Source organism: Dermacoccus abyssi (genome assembly GCF_003515945.1).
Lineage (GTDB): Bacteria > Actinomycetota > Actinomycetes > Actinomycetales > Dermatophilaceae > Dermacoccus > Dermacoccus abyssi.
In genome coordinates, this window is record NZ_QWLM01000006.1 from 144,572 (window position 1) to 160,926 (window position 16,355).

A 16,355-nucleotide genomic window follows, 5' to 3' on the forward strand; every position below is an offset into this window, starting at 1 on the left:
TCGCCTCAGCCGGCCGCGCCGCGCGACTGATCGGTGAAGGTCGAGGGCGGCACGGGGCACACGTCGAGGTCGAAGGGCATCTGCTCGGCGCCGATGGCGCGGGCGGCGTGCGACGTCATCCGACGCATGAAGTGACGACGGCACAGCACCTCGTACTCCACCAGCGGCGTCTCCGTCTGGTCGCCGGTGTCACCGACGACGACCTGCTCGCCTTCGACCACCATCGTGCCGTCGACGACGCGGGCGTTGTGGGTGGCGCGCTTGCCGCACCAGCACAGGGCCTCGACCTGGAGCAGCTGGGTGCGGTCGGCGAGTTCGAACAGGCGCCGCGAGCCGGGGAACAGCTGCGTCTTGAAGTCCGCGGTGATGCCGAAGGCGAAGACGTCGACGTCGAGTTCGTCGACGACGCGCGCGAGTTGGTCGATCTGCTCCGGCAGGTAGAACTGCACCTCGTCGGCGATGACGTAGTCGAGGCCGCCAAGCGTCACGCCCGCGGAGACGGCGAGATCCCACAGGTCGACGTCGTCGCTCACTTCGATGGCCTCGTGACGCAGGCCGAGGCGCGAGGAGATGACGGCCTCACCGGCGCGGTCGTGCTGGGTCAGCACGATGCCGCGCTGCCCGCGGGCCGCGTGGTTGTGATCCATCTGCAGCGCGAGGGTGGACTTACCGCAGTCCATCGTGCCGGTGAAGAAAACGAGCTCAGCCACGGGCAGTCACCTTAGCGCGGCGGAAGGTGGAGGAAGGGCACGTCGAGTTCCTGCGGCGTCATGGCGCCGTGCTGGCCGATGAGGGCGAGCACCTGATGGCTCATGACGCGCGAGTCGACGTAGCCACGGGCCGCGCGCATCGAGACGACGACGTCGCCGAAGCGGCCCGCCGTGCCGGCGTCGAGAGCGCCGACCCAGCCGAGGTCGCTCAGTTCCTCGCGGGTGAGCACGTGGCCGTCGCTGCCGACCTCCTTGCGCCAGGCGGCGAGGACGTCGTCACGCGCGCCGGGCTCGACGTAGAGGTGCAGCGCGCGCATCTCGCCGCCAACGGTGCGCACGCCGTCGCGCAGGTGGGGGGTTTTGGCGATGTCGACGCGGGCGTCGAGCGGGACGTCGACCATGCCGTGGTCGGCCGTCAGAGTGAGGGACGTGCCGATCGGGCGCTGAGAGGCGAGGCGCTCGAAACCGCGGTCGAACGCTTCGAGTTCGGCGGCCCACTGCGGCGAATCGATGCCGTGCACGTGGCCGGCCTTGTCGACCTCGCCCCAGTAGAGATAGACGAGCCGGTGGCCACGCCGGACGGCGGCGAGCGCTGCGTCGATGCGGTCCTCGAGCGCCTCGGCGCCGTAGAACACCGCGCCGCGCAGGGCGGCGTTCGTCAGGCCGGAGCCTTCGAAGTAGTCCGGTCCAATCATCGCCGGGCGCAGGTCGGCCTGGTCGGCGCGTTCGAAGACGGTGGCGTTCGGCTGCCAGACGCGCGGTTCGGGGCCGCGCTGCCACGTCAGCTCGTTGAAGAGCATGCCGGTGGCCGGGTCGACGACCTGGTAACCGGCGAGGCCGTGGGCCCCCGGCGGCAGGCCGGTGCCGAACGTGCCCATGGAGGTGGCGGTCGTCGTCGGGAAGCCTGCGGCGAGCGTCTGAACGTGGTCGAGGTGTTCGTGGAGGAACGGCGCGTGTGCGCTGCGCTTGCGCAGGAGCCGCGCGCCGAGTCCGTCGGCGAGCACGACGATGCCCGCCTTCGCCTGCGGCAGCTTGCGCCCCTCCCCCTCGAACGCGGCGGGCGCGAGCGTGCGCGCGACCGAGGGAAGGACGGACGCGAGGCCTTCGGTGTCGTACCGGGGTGCCTTCATGGAGTGGGCCCGGTCAGCGTCGGCCGACGACGGCCGACAGGGCGTTGGCGAAGCTCATGGCCTGGTTGAGGCTGCCTTCACCCTCGGCGTCGGCGGAGATACGCAGGCTGATGTCATCGCCGGTGATCGTGCCGTCGTAGCCGTGGTCGGCGTCGCACTGCGGGTCGCCGCACGTGGCGGGCAGCAGATCGACGCGGCTCACGGTCCCCCACCCGACGGTGAGCGTCACCTCGCGCCCCAGCGTGCCCGGGCGGTAGGTCTCGGCGTCGGCGACGACGTGCGTCAGCGTCACGCCGCGCACGAACGACAGGGCCACGGCCTCCGACGTCGCGGTGACGGCCGAGTGCCCCGAGCCGGGCCCGTGGGTGCGCGGGTCGGCGTGGTCGTCGGCGTGCGCGATGACGAGCTTGTGCGGGGTGAGCGCGAGAACCGTGATGTGGCGGTGGAATTCGTCCTGGTCGAACGTCGTCTCGAGGTGCACGAGGTGGTGACGCACCTCGTCACCGGCGAGCGCCGTGGTGACGACGTCGCCGACGAGAGCCGGGAAGTAACCGGCCTTCTCGATGTCGCGGACGAGGTCGGCGGGCAGGGTGGCAGACATGCGTGCCATCATCCCACCTTCGTCGCCCCCGGCGCGTGTCGGTCGCCCGAACCTCACGTCATGGCCCGGCGCCCGGAATCCTGGCGCAGCGAGTGCGGCGCCAGCGTGATGCGGGCGCCCAGGACATCAAGGCCGGTGGGGTTGGTGCTCACCGGGTTGAGTTCGAGGTGGGCGATCTCGGGGTTCTCGTCGGCGAGGATCGCGACGCGCGAGACGAGGTCTTCGATGGCGGCGCGATCGGCGGCGGTGCCGTGGCTGCCGTCGAGCAGCGGCCACGCCTTGATGGAGCTGACGAGGTCGGAGACGTCGCTCGTCGTGAGGGGCGGGATGCGGTAGCCGACGTCGTCGAGCAGGTCGGTGGGCGGGCCGCTGACGGAGAACGTGACGACGGGGCCGAAGAGCGGGTCCTCCGAGCTCGTCACGACGCAGCCGATGCCCGGCGTCGCCATCGACTGGACGACGAACTGGTCGGCCCCGAACTGGGTGAGGCGTTCCTCGAGCGCTTCGAAGGCCTCGACGACGGCGAGCGGCGAGCGCAGGTCGGCGCGCAGGGAGCTCGCCACCTGGTGGCGCACCTCCGGAGCGATCGACTTCACGACGACGGGGAAGCCGAGCTTCTCGGCTGCAGCGACGGCTTCCTTCGAGGTGCGCACCGGAATCGACTGCCACACGGAGATGCCGGCAAGACCGAGGAACTCGGCGACCTCGTCACCGGTGAGGTCGCGGCCCTCGGGCTGCTCGGTCATGACGCGGCGCACCATGGCGCGCACGCCCTTGCGGTCGATGCCCTCCGGCGCGAGGGGCTCACCGCGGTCGCGCTGGAGCCAGCCGGCGTAGTTCGTCACGGCGGCCAGGGCGCGGATCCCGTCCTCGGGCATGGGGTACGACGGCGTGACGACGCGCTCGCCGTCAGGGCTCGTGGCGGTGAGGGCCTCGGACGCGCCGTGGATGCCGAGGAAGGTGGTGATGCACGGCTTGTCGTAGCAGGCGCTCACCTCCGCGACGGCCCGCGCCACCTCGGTGCCGCCGGAGATGAGCGGCGGGATGAACGAGGCGATGACGGTGTCCACCGATTCGTCCTCGAAGGCTGCGACGAGGGCGTCGCGGAAGCTCTCGACGTCGGCATCGGGCGCGAGGGCGACAGGGCCCCGCGTCACCTCGAGCTTCCAGCTCAGTGCGGCGTCACCGCAGAGCGCGCCGAGGGCGTCGGAGTTCGTCACGACGGCGACGCGGCGCCCCTTGGGCAGCGGCTGGTTGATGACGAGCTGGGCGACGTCGAACAGCTGGTGGACGTTGCCGACGCGGATGACGCCGCTCTGGCGCAGCATCTCGCGGAACGCGGCCGGGCTCGTGCGGGTCTCGCGGACGCGGTGGCCCGGGGGCACACCGAACGCTGAGACCTCAGGCTTGACGACGATGACGGGCTTGCGCAGCGCGAGCTGACGGGCGATGCGCGTGAACTTGCGCGGGTTACCGACCGACTCGAGGTAGAGGCCGACGGCGTGGGTTTCGTCGTCGTCGATCCAGTACTGCATGAGGTCGTTGCCGGAGACGTCGATGCGGTTGCCGGCGGACGCGAAGTCGGAAAGACCGAGGCCACGACGCCCGGCGCTGGCGAGAACCGCGATGCCGAGCGCGCCGCTCTGGGCGAAGAGGCCGAGGTGGCCGGCGGGCGGCATCTCGTAGGCGATGGAGGCGTTGAGGCGCGTGTCGGCGCGCGTGTTGATGAGGCCGAAGCTGCTCGGGCCGACGACGCGCATGCCCTGGCTGCGCGCGAGGCTGAGCAGTTCGGCCTGACGCTCGGCGCCCTCGGCGGAGCCGGTCTCGGCGAACCCGGAGGAGACGACGAGCAGCGCCTTGACGCCGGCCGGGCCGCACTCGCGCACGACGTCGAGCACCTGCGCGGCAGGCACGGCGATGATCGCAAGATCGACGCGGCCCTCGATGTCGCCGAGGCTGCGCACGGTGCGGTAGCCGTCAATCTCCTCGACGCTGGGGTGGACGACGTCGACGCGACCGGTGAACCCACCCTCACGCAGGTTGGCGAGCACGCGCCCACCGACCGACGGGCCCTTGCTCGAGACGCCGATGACGGCGACGGACGACGGGTTGAGCAGGGCGCGCACCGACTGCGATTCGCTGCGCTGCTCGCGCGCGAGGCGCACGGCCTGCGACTTCTCGTTCGGTTCGATCTCGAACCGCACGGAGATGACGCCGTCGTCGAAGTTGCGCTTGACGTCGTAGCCGGCCTCGGTGAAGACCTGGATCATCTTGCGGTTCTGCGGCAGCACGTCGGCGACGAACTCGGCGACGCCGTTCTCGGCGCCGATGGCGGCAAGGTGTTCGAGCATGACGGAGCCGACGCCGCGGCCCTGGAAGCTGTCGGCGATGTTGAAGGCGACCTCGGCCGAGGGAGCATCCGGCCCACCGAGGCGGTCGTAGCGGCCGATGCCGATGATGTCGTCACCCACGAGACCGACGAGGGCGACGCGCTCGACGTGGTCGACGTGGGTGAAACGCGTGACGTCACGGTCACTCAGGCGCTTGATGGGGGCGAAGAAGCGCAGGTAGATGGACTCTTCGCTCTGGGCAGCGTGAAAGCGGTGAAGGCGTTCCGCGTCGTCAGGGCCGATGGGGCGCACGTGCGCCACGGAGCCGTCACGCAGGACGACGTCGGCCTCCCACTCGCGCGGGTAATCGGCTGACGCGGACTCCACCTCATCGCTCATGACTTCATTCAACCACCGTGGCCTGCGACGGACGTGTGAGTCCAGCGGCCTCCTCGATCGCTCGATCGCCACAGCTCGCCGTCGGTGCGTGAGAGGGCGAGGAACTCCTGGCCGAGGGTGCGCACATCATCCATGCCACCGGTGGGCGCGTCCTCGCCGCCGCTCGATTCGCTCCAGCTGCGGCCACCGTCGGAGGAGACGCGCAGCGGGTTGTCGTCGGAGGTGCGCGTCGTGGCGTCGGCGGCAGTACGCGGGCCGCCGGAGGCCGCGACGATGTGTTCGCCGTCGGACGTGGCCAGCGAGATGCCGCCCTGGGTGGGCAGCGACAGGTTGCCGGTGCCGAGAAGTTGCCAGGTGCCACCGCCGTCGGTGCTCGTGACGGTGGTGAAGCTCGTCGTCTTGGCGGAGACGGCCTCGTCGCAGACGGCGACGAGACGGTTGGTGCCGTTGCCCGCGATGGCGCTGAACGGCTTTCCGCTGCAGGCTGATCCGGGGTTGAGGGGTGCGAGGCTGTCGCCGGCCAGACGCCAGGCACCGGGGGCGTCCCCGCTGCCGGGTTCGTTGCCGGCGAGGACGATGAGGCTGTCACCACCGACGACGAGGTCCGCGGCGTCGATCTGGCTCGTGGGCGTCGCGGCGGCGATCGTCTGGGCCAACCGCGGGGTGTCTCCGCCGCCGAGGCGGGAGATCTCCAGACGGCCCGAGCAGGTGCCCTGGATGCAGCCCGACGCCGTGAGCGCGAGGGTTTGTTTGTCGTGGACGACGACGTCGAGGACGTTGCTTCCGGGGTGCTCGACGTGGGTGAAGGTGCGCCCGCCGTCGTGGGTGGCCCACAGGTCGCCGCCGTAGACGTAGCCCGTGGTCGGCGAGGTGAAGAGCACTTCGCTCAGCGCGCCGGCGGGTTGGACGCGCGGCTGCGTGGCCCCGGTTGCCGCAGACGTGTCGGCGGAGCTGAACGTGTGCATCTGCGTCCACGTCTTGCCGTCGTCGGTGGAGCGCACGAGGGCGGGGCACGGCGTGCCCGAGCAGTCGCCTTCCCCGAGGCCGAAGAGGGTGTCGTCACCTGCGTTGGTCACCGACCAGAGGACGAACTTCTTGTCGACCGCCGAGATGGTCTGCTCGCCTTCGACGTCCGCGGCGCCACCGGGCGCCGGGGGCTGAGCCTGTTGGGCATCGGCGACGGTCTCCCCCTGGGCGACGCCGGTGGGCGCGAAGGGGTCGCGCACGATGGTCCACGCGCCGATGAGGCAGAGCCCGATGGCGCCGAAGGCTGCCAGCTGGGCGATCCACGAACGTTGCGGTGCGAGACGGCGCAGCCAGCCGGGCACGCGGCGCTCACGCGCGGGGGTGCACGGGGCCTGCTCGCTCGGCGGTGTCACGAGGAAAGGGTATCGAGCCGGGCGCCGTCACCGACGACGCCGCGCCTCTAGCGAATTCGCTCGACGGCCGACGCCGCTGCCTTTTCGAGGTCGGCTCCGGTGTTGGCGAGCGCCTCGTCGAGGTCGGTGTAGCCGGTGTGGATCGGCTCGACGGCGACGATCGTGTCGTCGATGAGAGCGCGCCCCTCCGGGCGGACCTCTCCCCCGAGCATGACGACGGGCACGCCGTGACGGCGGGCGATTTCGGCGACGCCCCAGGGCGTCTTGCCGAAGCGGGTCTGCCCGTCGATGCGGCCTTCGCCGGTGAGCACGAGGTCGGCGTCACGCACGGCCTCTTCGAGACCCACGGCCTCGGCGACGACCTCAAGGCCAGGCCGGAGCGTCGCACCCGTGAGAGCGAGGAACGCCGCACCGAGTCCCCCGGCAGCACCCGCCCCGGGCAGGTCGCGGACCTCGCGGCCTGTGGCCGTCTCGAGAACGTCGGCCCATCCTGCGAGCACCGTCTCGATGACGGGCACCCGCGCGGGCGTCACGCCCTTCTGCGGCCCGAAGACGGCGGTGGCGCCGTCGGGCCCGAGCAGCGGGTTCGTCACGTCACTGGCCAGGATCACCTCGACACCCGCAAGCCGCGGGTCGAGCTCCGACAGGTCGAGCGACGCCACGTTGTTCATGCCCTCGGGCGTCGGAGTGACCGGCCTGCGGTTGGAGTCGAGCAATCGCCCACCGAGAGCGGAGATCATGCCCGCGCCACCGTCGTTCGTTGCCGATCCTCCGAGGCCGATGACGACCCGGCGCGGGTCGAGATCGAGCGCGGCCGAGACGAGGTGCCCCACGCCAGAGCTGCAGGAGAGGTACGGGTCGCGCAGTTCCAACTCGATGTGATGCAGCCCGGCCCCCTGCGCGACGTCAACGACGGCGAGGCGTTCCGAAGCGACCCACCCGAGCTCAGCTGTGCGAGGACGTCCGAGCGCGTCCGTGATGTCCACGGCGATCAGCTGACCGCCCAGCGCCGCCATGAGGGTTTCGGTTGTGCCTTCTCCCCCGTCGGCCACCGGCAATTCGACGACGTCCGCCGACGGAAGGACGCCGCGCACTCCCCGAGCCAGCGCTGCGGCGGCGTCGACCGCCGAGAGCGCTTCCTTGTAGGAATCGGGGGCACAGACAACCTTCATGGGGCTGACCTCGTTCTCATTCGCCTCGCGGGGCGACGATCATCGGGATGGGCAGGTGGGCGAGCATCCGGCTCGCCACTGTACCGATGAAGGTCTGTTTGCCCTGCGCCAGGCGGGACGAACCGATGATGAGCGCGCTGTCGGGCTTCCACTCGATGTTCGCGATGGCCTCCTTGAGGTTCTTGCCCTGACCGACGTGAGACGTCACTTCGTCCACGTCGACCTCCTCGGCGGCACGCTCGAGCGCCGCCCGCACGCTTTCGACGCGTTCGTCCGGGACGTCGACGTCCGTGCCGAGCTCGAGCAGTGAGACGAGCCGCAGCGGAAGGCTGACGCGCTCGACGCCGCGGATGGCTTCCTCGAGGATCCGGCCGGCGCCGGCGCGGGGCCCGACCGCAGCGACGAGTTCGGTCAATTCAGCAGGAGCGTCCTTGCGGTAGCCGCGCGGAGCCATCGCGACCGGCACCGGCGAGGCGTGCAGGAGCGCGGTGACGATGGCGTTCGTCGTGAGCGCCCGGGTGCCGGGGCCCGCGCCGATGAGGATGAGATCGGCGTCGATCTCCTCGGCGGCGTCGAGCACGCCCGCCGCGACAGAACTGCTCCGACGCACGTGGAGGACGACGCCGTCGAGGTCGGTCAGCGCGTCGAGGTGCTTCTGCACGCGCTCACTGGCCTGGCGCACGACCTCCTGGGTGAAGCTGACATCGCCGAACGTGTGGGCGCCGAACGTCTCCTCGCGCACGACGTAGACGACGGCGAGCTCGGCCCGGAAGGTGCGGGCGAGCGTAGCGCCGAGGGCGAGCGCGTCCTTGGAGCGGGAGTCGCCGCCCCACGCCACGAGATATCGCACGGTCGAGTCGCTCATCGTGGTTCACCTTCGCCTGTTGTGTGGTTCGGCCCTGTCGGCACACCGCTGAGACCGCCGTCGGTGACGAGGTCGCCTTCCTGCGTGATCGTGACGTCGCCGCCGATGACGCCGTACTGGGTGCCCTCGGCGCGCCAGCGCTGAAGGTCTTCGAACGAGCCGGTGCGCAGCGTCCGCCCCCGGAAGAACGCCGCATCCCGCGACCACTGCAGGGCCATGAGCGCGAAGCCACCCAGGAGCGAAACGACACCGACGACGACCACGGCGCCGAACCCCCAGATGGTCACGTTCTTGCCGTTGTCGTCGAGCAGGTAGTCGGGTTCGGCGTACGACTTCACGGCGTAGGCGAACATGAGGAAGAGGAACGCTCCGCCGAGGCACGGAATGAGTCCGCGGTTGACGAAGTGGCGCGCCGAAGTGCGTAGCGAGTGCCGGTAGAACCAGGCACACGCGAAGCCGGTGATGCCGTAGTAGAAGGCGATCTGCAGCCCGATCGCGCCGATGAGCGCGCCGAGGATGTTCGTGCTGATGAGGGTCATGAGCAGGTAGAAACCTGCCGAGACGATGCCCATCCCGAGCGTCGACCACGTCGGGGTCTGGTAACGCGGGTGGACGGTGGAGAACTTGGCCGGCAGCGCGCGGAACACGCCCATCGACAGGGCGGTGCGCGCCGTCGGGAGGACCGTCGTCTGCGTCGAGGCGGCCGACGAGGTGAGAATCGAAATGGCCAGGAGCGCCAGCCCGGCGTGGCCGAGGAAGGTGTCACCGAAGAGCGACGGACCGATCGCGGTGAACACGTCGTCGGCGTTGGATTCGTTGCCGAGCCCGATGCCCTTGTCCCCCGTTCCGGCGAACGCGACGGTGGCGATGGAGACGAAGACGTAGATGACGAGGAGCAGCAGCGTCGAGATGACGGCGGCACGGCCCGGCGTGCGGCTGGGGTCGTCGGCTTCCTCGTTCGTCGAGACGGCCGAATCCCAACCCCAGTAGATGAACACGGCGAGCAGCACTGTCGAGGACAGCACCGACATCGAGAGTCCACTCGGCCACAGCCACGACAGCGACGGCTTCGCCGAGCCTGCTGGGGCGCTGCCGGAGTAGACCTTCCACAGCGCCACCCCGACGACCATGATGAGCGTGAGCACCTCGATCGTCAGCAGCGCGTACTGCAGGCGGGCGGAGACCTCGATGCCGCGGAACGAGATCCATGTCATGACGCCGATCCACAGGAGGCCGGCGGCGGTGGACCAGAACGTGCTCGAGTCAAGGCTGTTGTGCAGACCGAGTTCATTCGCGAGGGTGAACGAGTAGGCTCCGGCGATCTGGGCGAGGTTGGCCATGACGATGATGTCGGCGATGACGATGCCCCAACCGCCCATCCAGCCGGCCACGGGGCCGAAGGCGCGGGTCACCCAGGTGAAGGTGGTGCCGCAGTCGGGTTCGGCCTCGTTGAGCTCTCGGTAGGCCACCGCGATGAAGTACATGGGCAGGAAGGCCAGCAGCATGATGGCGGGCGCCTTGAAGCCCGCGCCACCCGCGACGACGAAGCCGAGCGTTGCGGCGAGTGAGTACGCGGGTGCCGTCGAGGCCACGCCGACGACCACGCTCCCGGTGAGGCTCAGGGCGCCCGCGCGAAGCCCCTTGCCCTCGGTGACGACGGTCGCGCCCGATCCTGCGTCGCTCATCTCACTGCTCCCGCATGCCCCAGGGGGAACCAAAACCCTCGGGCTTCGGCGCCTTGAGCAGGTCGAGGAACGGCACGGCATCGAACGCCTCGGGGCCGAGGACGCCGGCGCCGGACCACGCACCGATGGCAAGGAGTTCGAGAGCGACGACGGGGTTGATCGCCGTCTGCCAGACGACGCACTGGGAGTCGTAGTCCTTCATCGTCTGCTCGTTGTCGACGACGTGGTAGAGGTACGTCGAGCACGGCTCGCCGTCCGTTCCGGTGCCGGTGACCCACAGGCCGGCGCAGGTCTTGCCCTTCATGCGCGGCCCGATGGTGGTGGGGTCGGGCAGAGCTGCTGCGACGACGTCGCGCGGCGAGATCTGCTGGCCCTTGACGGTGATGAGTTCCGTTGAGTCGAGGCCGAGGGTGTGGAGCACCTTGAGGATGCCGATGAACTCCTTGCCGAGGCCGTACTTGAAGGTGACGCGCTTGGCGTCGACCCAGCGCGGCATGAGGAGCACTTCCTCGTGTTCGATGTTGACGCACTCCACCTCGCCGATGCCCTCGGGGAAGTCGAAGGTTTCGGGCTCACTGAACGGCGGCGTGGTGAACCAGCCGCGGTCCTTGTCCCAGACGACGGACGGGTTGAGGCATTCCTCGATCGTCGTCCACATGGAGAAGGACGGCGCGAAGATCTCGTTGCCGTCGTCGGTGACGACGAGGTTGGCGCCATCGCGGGTGCCGAGTTCGTCGATCTCGGAGAAGAGGTGGTCGGCGGCGTAACGGGCGAACACGTCCGAGAGGCCGGGCTCGACTCCGATGCCGACGAGCGCGAGGCGTCCGGCCTTGTCCCACGCGTCGGCCTTGGCGAACTGCTCGTCGCCGAGCTTGACGCCGACGTTCGCGTACGGCTCGCTCTCGTGGGGTCTCGAGAGAGACATCGCCATGTCGAGGTAGTCGGCGCCCGCGGCGAAGGCTCCGTCGAAAATGGGCATGACGAAGACGGGGTCGACGGCGTTGAACACGTGCGTGATCACGTGCTCGCGGCAGAGCGCCTCGACGCCCTCGGCGCTCGACGCGTCGATCTGAGCGGAGGCGACTCGGGTTTCGCCGTCACGACGCTCGGACGCAGCGCGGGCGCTCGCCTCGGCGCGCTCGGCCGAGTAGTCGGCGACGACGAGTGCGTCGAAGAAGTCGCGCTCGACGAGGAGTTTCGCGGGGGCGAGCCGACGCCGCCGGCGCCGATGAGCAGGATGCGCATGGTCGTGTGGTCCGTTCAGAAGGTCGGGCGGTTCGGGACGTGCTGACTGCGGTGTGATCTCAGGTCAGCCGCACCGGGCCGTCGACTCGTGCGTGTGCCCGGATCACCCCTACGGATCCGCGGGCATCGCCGCTTTGCCCGCGCCTCCACCAGACGTGCTCGTGAGACGCAGATCACTATGAGCGCGAGCATAGGCCTCGCCTCTGACAACCACTAGCGATGCGTCAGCCCGTGGATAGCGAGCAGGCGGGAGAGGCTCCCCACAAGGTGACGGTTGGGGTACCTGGTGACGTCTGACCGTCACCAGGTACCCCAACCGTCACCAAACTTCGCAGAGAAGACGAGGGCCGAGCCGTACCCTGAGCCCATGCGGCCCGGCCTTTACGAAAAGCTCATTACTGCTCGCCTCGCGGCCGAGTTGGAAGAACTGCGGGACCGCTTCACGGTGACGAAGGGCGTCGTCGACGAGGCCATCGCGCCGGAGGTTCTCGCTCGCCACCTGGCGAAGTCACTCGTCCGCCATCTCGCCAGCGACGAAGGCCCGAGCCGCGTCAACGAGATCCTGCGAGCACTCGAGGACGAGGACGACGAGCTGCTTCCCGAGGACGAACTCGCCGAACTCCTCGCGCTCTCCCCCACCGCAGGACTCGGCGCCGGGCGTCAGTACACGCGTCGCCCGAGTACCCGCCTGTCGGAGGCGGCGCTGCTGACGAACGCACAGGGCGAGCCGAGTATCGGCGGCGAGCTGCGCAACGAGCTCGCAACGGCCGATCGCGTCGACCTGCTGTGTGCCTTCGTCATGTGGCCGGGCATCCGCGTCATCGAAGATCAGTTGCGGGGGTTGAAGGACCACGGGGTGCCGATCCGCGTCATCACGAGCACGTACACGGGGTGCACGGATCGAGGGGCGCTCGATCGGTTGGTCACGGAGTACGGCGCCGAGGTGAAGGTGCACTACGAGACGAGCCGTACGCGCCTGCACGCGAAGGCCTGGATCTTTCACCGCGACAGCGGGTACGGCACGGGGTTCGTGGGCTCGTCGAACCTGTCGTCGTCGGCGCTGCTCGACGGCGTCGAGTGGAACGTGCGCATCAGCGACATCGCGACGCCGACGCTCATGCGCAAGTTCGAGGCGACGTTCGACAGCTATTGGGCAAACCCGGCGTTCGAGACGTATGAGCCGAGCCGCGATCACGAGCGGCTCGATAGCGCCTTGCTCACCGCGTCCGGCCGGCAGAAGAGCGAGGACATCAGCCTCTCGGGTCTCGAGGTGACGGCGCGCCCACACCAGGCACGCATGCTGGAGGAGCTCGAGGCACACCGCACGATTCACGGCCGCCACCGCAACCTCGTCATCGCGGCGACGGGTACCGGCAAGACGGTGGTGGCGGCGCTTGACTACAAGCGAATGTGTTCCGGCTCGAACCGCCCGAGGCTGCTGTTCGTCGCGCATCGCCGCGAGATCCTCGAGCAGGCGCGGCGCACGTACGCGGAGGTGCTGCGTGACCCGAACTTCGGCGAGCTGCTCGTCGACGGGCATCGTCCCGTGAACAACACGCACGTGTTCGCGAGTGTGCAGTCGCTCGCCAGGACAGATCTGACGGCCGTCGACCCGACGGCCTACGACGTCATCGTCATCGACGAGTTCCACCACGCGTCGGCGCCGACGTACCGACGCATCCTCGACCACTTCGAGCCGCGAGAATTGCTCGGACTCACCGCGACGCCAGAGCGAGCCGACGGGCAGGACGTGCGCGAGGTGTTCTTCGATGGGCACGCGGCGACGGAACTGCGGTTGTGGGATGCGCTCGAGGAGGATCTCCTCACGCCGTTCCACTACTTCGTCGTGGGCGACACGGTGGATCTGACGTCGGTGAAGTGGCTCGGTTCGCGGGGCACCTACGACCGCGCGGAGCTCAGTGAGTTGCTGGCGACGAATGCCGAGCGAGCGGCGCACGTGCTGCGTTCGGTGGAGGCCAAGGTGGGCGACCTGGACGCAATGAAAGCGCTCGGGTTCTGTGTGTCGTTGGAGCACGCGCGGTTCATGGCGCAGTTCTTCACGGCGTCGGGAGTGCCGTCGATGCACGTGACGTCGGCGGCCGACAGCGCGGATCGGGGTGAGGCGCAGCGTCGCCTGCGTGACGGTGAGATCAAGGCGATCTTCACGGTGGACATGTTCAACGAGGGTGTCGACATTCCGGCCGTCAACACGGTGTTGTTCCTGCGCCCGACGGAGAGCCCGACGGTCTTCGTTCAGCAGTTGGGGCGCGGTTTGCGCTTGGCGAACGACAAGCCGGTGCTGACGGCGTTGGACTTCGTCGGGCATCAGCGCAAGGAGTATCGCTGGGATCGCAAGCTGCGTGCGGTGGCGAAGACGATCAAGCGGACGGAGTTGACGACGGCGATCGACGGGGCCGGCATTCCGCTGCCGGCGGGCTCGCAGATCGTGTTCGATCGAGTGGCGCGCGACATCGTGGTGAAGAACATCAAGTCGGGGGTTTCGGGCGGTTGGCAGTCGCTGGTGCGTGAGGCCCGCGAGACACGGCCCGACTCGCTGCGAGCCTTCCTCGACGACAGCGGCCTGGAGCTGGCCGACCTCTACACGAACAACAAGAGCTGGACTCTTCTGCGTCGAGAAGCCGGCCTCCTGCCGCGAGAAGGGTCGGCATTGGAGCGCGATCTTCTGAAGCGGGTGCGGGCGTTCATGCACGTGGACGATGTGGAGCGCTCGCGGGCGTACCGAGAGGTGCTGAGAGACGGATTCACGTGGGAGGAGGCGTCGAACGCGGCACGCCGGTACGCGCCCGTGCTGACGATGGCGTTGTTCCCCCGGGGCGGGTATGCGTCAGCCCGCGACGCCGTGGCTGCCCTGGATCCGGAAGTGGAGTTCCGCCGCGAACTGACGACAGTGCTCGAGATAGCCCTGGACAACGCGACGTACCCCACGCGGCCGATAGACGGTCGGCTGGGCACTCTGCCGTTGGCGTTGCATGCGCGCTATACCCGCGAGGAGTTGCTGACGGCGATCGGGTATGCGTCGTACGACGAGAAGCGCTTCCCGAGTGCGGCGGTGGCCGGTGTGTACTACCGGCCGGAGCAGGCGCTGGACGCCTTCCTTGTGACGACGAACAAGGTGGGCTCGGGCTTCTCTCCGACGACGATGTACCGCGACTACGCGATCAGTCGCGACCTGTTCCACTGGGAGTCGCAGGGCGTGACGCGCGAGGACTCGGCGACGGGCCAGCGCTACATCCACCACGCACAGCGGGGCTCTTCAATCGCGCTGTTCATGCGCGAATACAAGGTTGACGTCTTCGGCGGCGGCGCGCCCTACGTCTACCTCGGCGACGCGAGCTACGTCAGGCACGTAGGCGAGCGTCCGATGGCGATCACGTGGAAGCTGACGCACCCCATGCCGGAGCAGGTGTTCCAGTGGGCTTCGGTGGTGTGAGAACGATGGTTGCCCCGAGCCGAGCGACCATCCCCTCCATCTCAAACCGGCCTGGGCTTTTCCTCACGCAGGACCGCTCCCCTCGCAGTGCCCTGCCGCGAGCCACGGCAAGGGGAGCGGTCCCGATTAATCAGCATTACCGCGAACGAGCAGCAGCCCAACGCTTCGCGAAATCCGTGGAAACGGACCAGAACCACTGCCCCGACCGCTCCTCAAATGCCACCACGTTGGGAAGCCCTGGGAACTTTGCGGCGAGCTTGGCGCTCAAACCGCCAAGGGCCGAATGCGGAGACGCAATGCCGACCGATTGAAATTCAACCGTGCTCCAGCCTTCAGGTGCAATGGCCGCTAGCTGATCTAGCACCGCCCCAATAGCCCCGGAGCAGTCGTCTGCCAGCGCCTGCACAGATGACGCATCCCACAAGTCGTCACGCCCACGCCCTTCTCGACCGGAGAGGGCCGGTGTTATCGAGGGGCGCGCCTCGAGATCCGGACCAGGCCAGATCGAACAAATACGCTTCGCCATCGCAAGGGAGCGAACACGAATATCATCCTCGGTCCATCGATCTGGATGGCCATCTAGGAGCTCCTTATTGAGCACGAGAAGACTGAATTGATTCAGCAGTGTTCGTTTTCCTTCGCCCGGATGGCCACCCTTGTCCAGGCCCTGTGCCATTGCGTCACTCCACGGCCGGTTAGACAGCGAACCATTAAGGGCTTGAGTGACCAAGGTCAAGTTACCGATGCTGTGAACTCTCCGATCGCGCTTGACTGCAGCCTCTGGGTCAAGTCCTTCATCCCAATATGCTCGCCACCCCTGCGGCATTACATGCTCAATCTGCAACCTTTCGGGCAAGGTGATCGATTCGTGCATGGCGCTTTCGTCGCGCAGCGACTGCTCTACCGTTCCGAGCACGAGGCGTAGGCGATCTTGGCGAATGTTGCCGTAGACCTTTGCATCGCTCAGATCATCCTGGAGCTCAGCATCCGTCGGCCAAACGCGAGAGACGGCCGTTTGTTCAGACAAGACCCTACGGAGCACGCTTCCAGCCTGATTTACAGGAGCTTTGGCAAGGGCCCTCAAAAGGACTACGGCAAACTTGTTTACGTCCTTCGTCGTCATCCGCATTAACATGCGACGGACTGACCAGCTCTCGAGGGCTGCAAGACCCATCGAACGTTGATCTGCTGGAACTTTGGTGGTTTCGGAAATTAGCCATAGGAATATGGGAGTGGTGACTGACAGCTCGAGACGCTCAATCACTCGTCGATAAAACGACCCTTCGGGCGTGAAGCGCCCTGGGTTTCGTTCCGCGCTTATGTGGTGACGAGGGTTCTCGTCTGGGATTGATCGTAGGACGCTTCGACCTCGACCGGCGTGCGGTAGC

At 68.3% G+C, this 16,355-nt stretch carries 10 protein-coding genes and 1 pseudogene; 1 reads left to right on the plus strand and 10 read right to left on the minus strand.

Features of this window, described 5'->3' with window-relative positions:
• Positions 1–5: 5 nt before the first annotated feature.
• The 9 genes and pseudogenes from D1832_RS07280 to D1832_RS07320 form a co-directional block, all read right to left on the minus strand.
• Positions 6–710, minus strand: coding sequence for a thymidine kinase (locus D1832_RS07280; RefSeq protein ID WP_118913259.1), 705 nt, complete (start codon positions 708–710; stop codon positions 6–8).
• 11 nt (positions 711–721) lie between these two features.
• Positions 722–1,840, minus strand: a complete 1,119-nt coding sequence (locus D1832_RS07285; protein ID WP_118913260.1) for an alkaline phosphatase family protein — start codon at positions 1,838–1,840, stop codon at positions 722–724.
• 13 nt (positions 1,841–1,853) lie between these two features.
• On the minus strand, positions 1,854–2,450 hold the full coding sequence (locus D1832_RS07290) for a DUF5998 family protein (RefSeq protein ID WP_118913283.1): 597 nt from the start codon (positions 2,448–2,450) through the stop codon (positions 1,854–1,856).
• A gap of 44 nt (positions 2,451–2,494) precedes the next feature.
• Positions 2,495–5,170: a bifunctional acetate--CoA ligase family protein/GNAT family N-acetyltransferase gene (locus D1832_RS07295; RefSeq protein ID WP_118913261.1), complete on the minus strand. Its 2,676-nt coding sequence runs from the start codon at positions 5,168–5,170 to the stop codon at positions 2,495–2,497.
• Between the two features lie 8 nt (positions 5,171–5,178).
• Positions 5,179–6,549, minus strand: a complete 1,371-nt coding sequence (locus D1832_RS07300; protein ID WP_118913262.1) for a beta propeller repeat protein — start codon at positions 6,547–6,549, stop codon at positions 5,179–5,181.
• Between the two features lie 47 nt (positions 6,550–6,596).
• Positions 6,597–7,721 carry a glycerate kinase gene (locus tag D1832_RS07305; protein ID WP_118913263.1) on the minus strand — a complete coding sequence of 375 codons (1,125 nt, stop codon included), beginning with the start codon at positions 7,719–7,721 and terminating at the stop codon, positions 6,597–6,599.
• A gap of 16 nt (positions 7,722–7,737) precedes the next feature.
• Entirely contained in the window at positions 7,738–8,586 is an 849-nt protein-coding gene (locus tag D1832_RS07310; protein ID WP_118913264.1) for a universal stress protein, read from the minus strand.
• On the minus strand, positions 8,583–10,271 hold the full coding sequence (locus tag D1832_RS07315) for an APC family permease (RefSeq protein WP_118913265.1): 1,689 nt from the start codon (positions 10,269–10,271) through the stop codon (positions 8,583–8,585). Before D1832_RS07315 ends, D1832_RS07310 begins: the two co-directional genes overlap by 4 nt.
• A gap of 1 nt (position 10,272) precedes the next feature.
• Positions 10,273–11,516, minus strand: a pseudogene (locus D1832_RS07320) (saccharopine dehydrogenase family protein).
• Positions 11,517–11,883: 367 nt separating this feature from the next.
• Between D1832_RS07320 and D1832_RS07325 the strand changes: the two are divergent.
• Positions 11,884–14,967: a DUF3427 domain-containing protein gene (locus tag D1832_RS07325; protein ID WP_118913266.1), complete on the plus strand. Its 3,084-nt coding sequence runs from the start codon at positions 11,884–11,886 to the stop codon at positions 14,965–14,967.
• Between the two features lie 136 nt (positions 14,968–15,103).
• Here D1832_RS07325 and D1832_RS07330 read toward each other — a convergent pair whose 3' ends face one another.
• Positions 15,104–16,090, minus strand: coding sequence for an HNH endonuclease family protein (locus D1832_RS07330; protein WP_182434705.1), 987 nt, complete (start codon positions 16,088–16,090; stop codon positions 15,104–15,106).
• Positions 16,091–16,355 lie beyond the last annotated feature (265 nt).

Excerpts from the sequence above, each read along its gene's own strand:
- D1832_RS07285 (WP_118913260.1), bottom strand. The coding sequence starts at position 1,840 with ATGAAGGCACCCCGGTACGACACCGAAGGCCTCGCGTCCGTCCTTCCC.
- D1832_RS07290 (WP_118913283.1), bottom strand. The coding sequence starts at position 2,450 with ATGGCACGCATGTCTGCCACCCTGCCCGCCGACCTCGTCCGCGACATC.
- D1832_RS07295 (WP_118913261.1), bottom strand. The coding sequence starts at position 5,170 with ATGAGCGATGAGGTGGAGTCCGCGTCAGCCGATTACCCGCGCGAGTGG.
- D1832_RS07305 (WP_118913263.1), bottom strand. The coding sequence starts at position 7,721 with ATGAAGGTTGTCTGTGCCCCCGATTCCTACAAGGAAGCGCTCTCGGCG.
- D1832_RS07310 (WP_118913264.1), bottom strand. The coding sequence starts at position 8,586 with ATGAGCGACTCGACCGTGCGATATCTCGTGGCGTGGGGCGGCGACTCC.
- D1832_RS07315 (WP_118913265.1), bottom strand. The coding sequence starts at position 10,271 with ATGAGCGACGCAGGATCGGGCGCGACCGTCGTCACCGAGGGCAAGGGG.
- D1832_RS07325 (WP_118913266.1), top strand. The coding sequence starts at position 11,884 with ATGCGGCCCGGCCTTTACGAAAAGCTCATTACTGCTCGCCTCGCGGCC.
- D1832_RS07330 (WP_182434705.1), bottom strand. The coding sequence starts at position 16,090 with ATGACGACGAAGGACGTAAACAAGTTTGCCGTAGTCCTTTTGAGGGCC.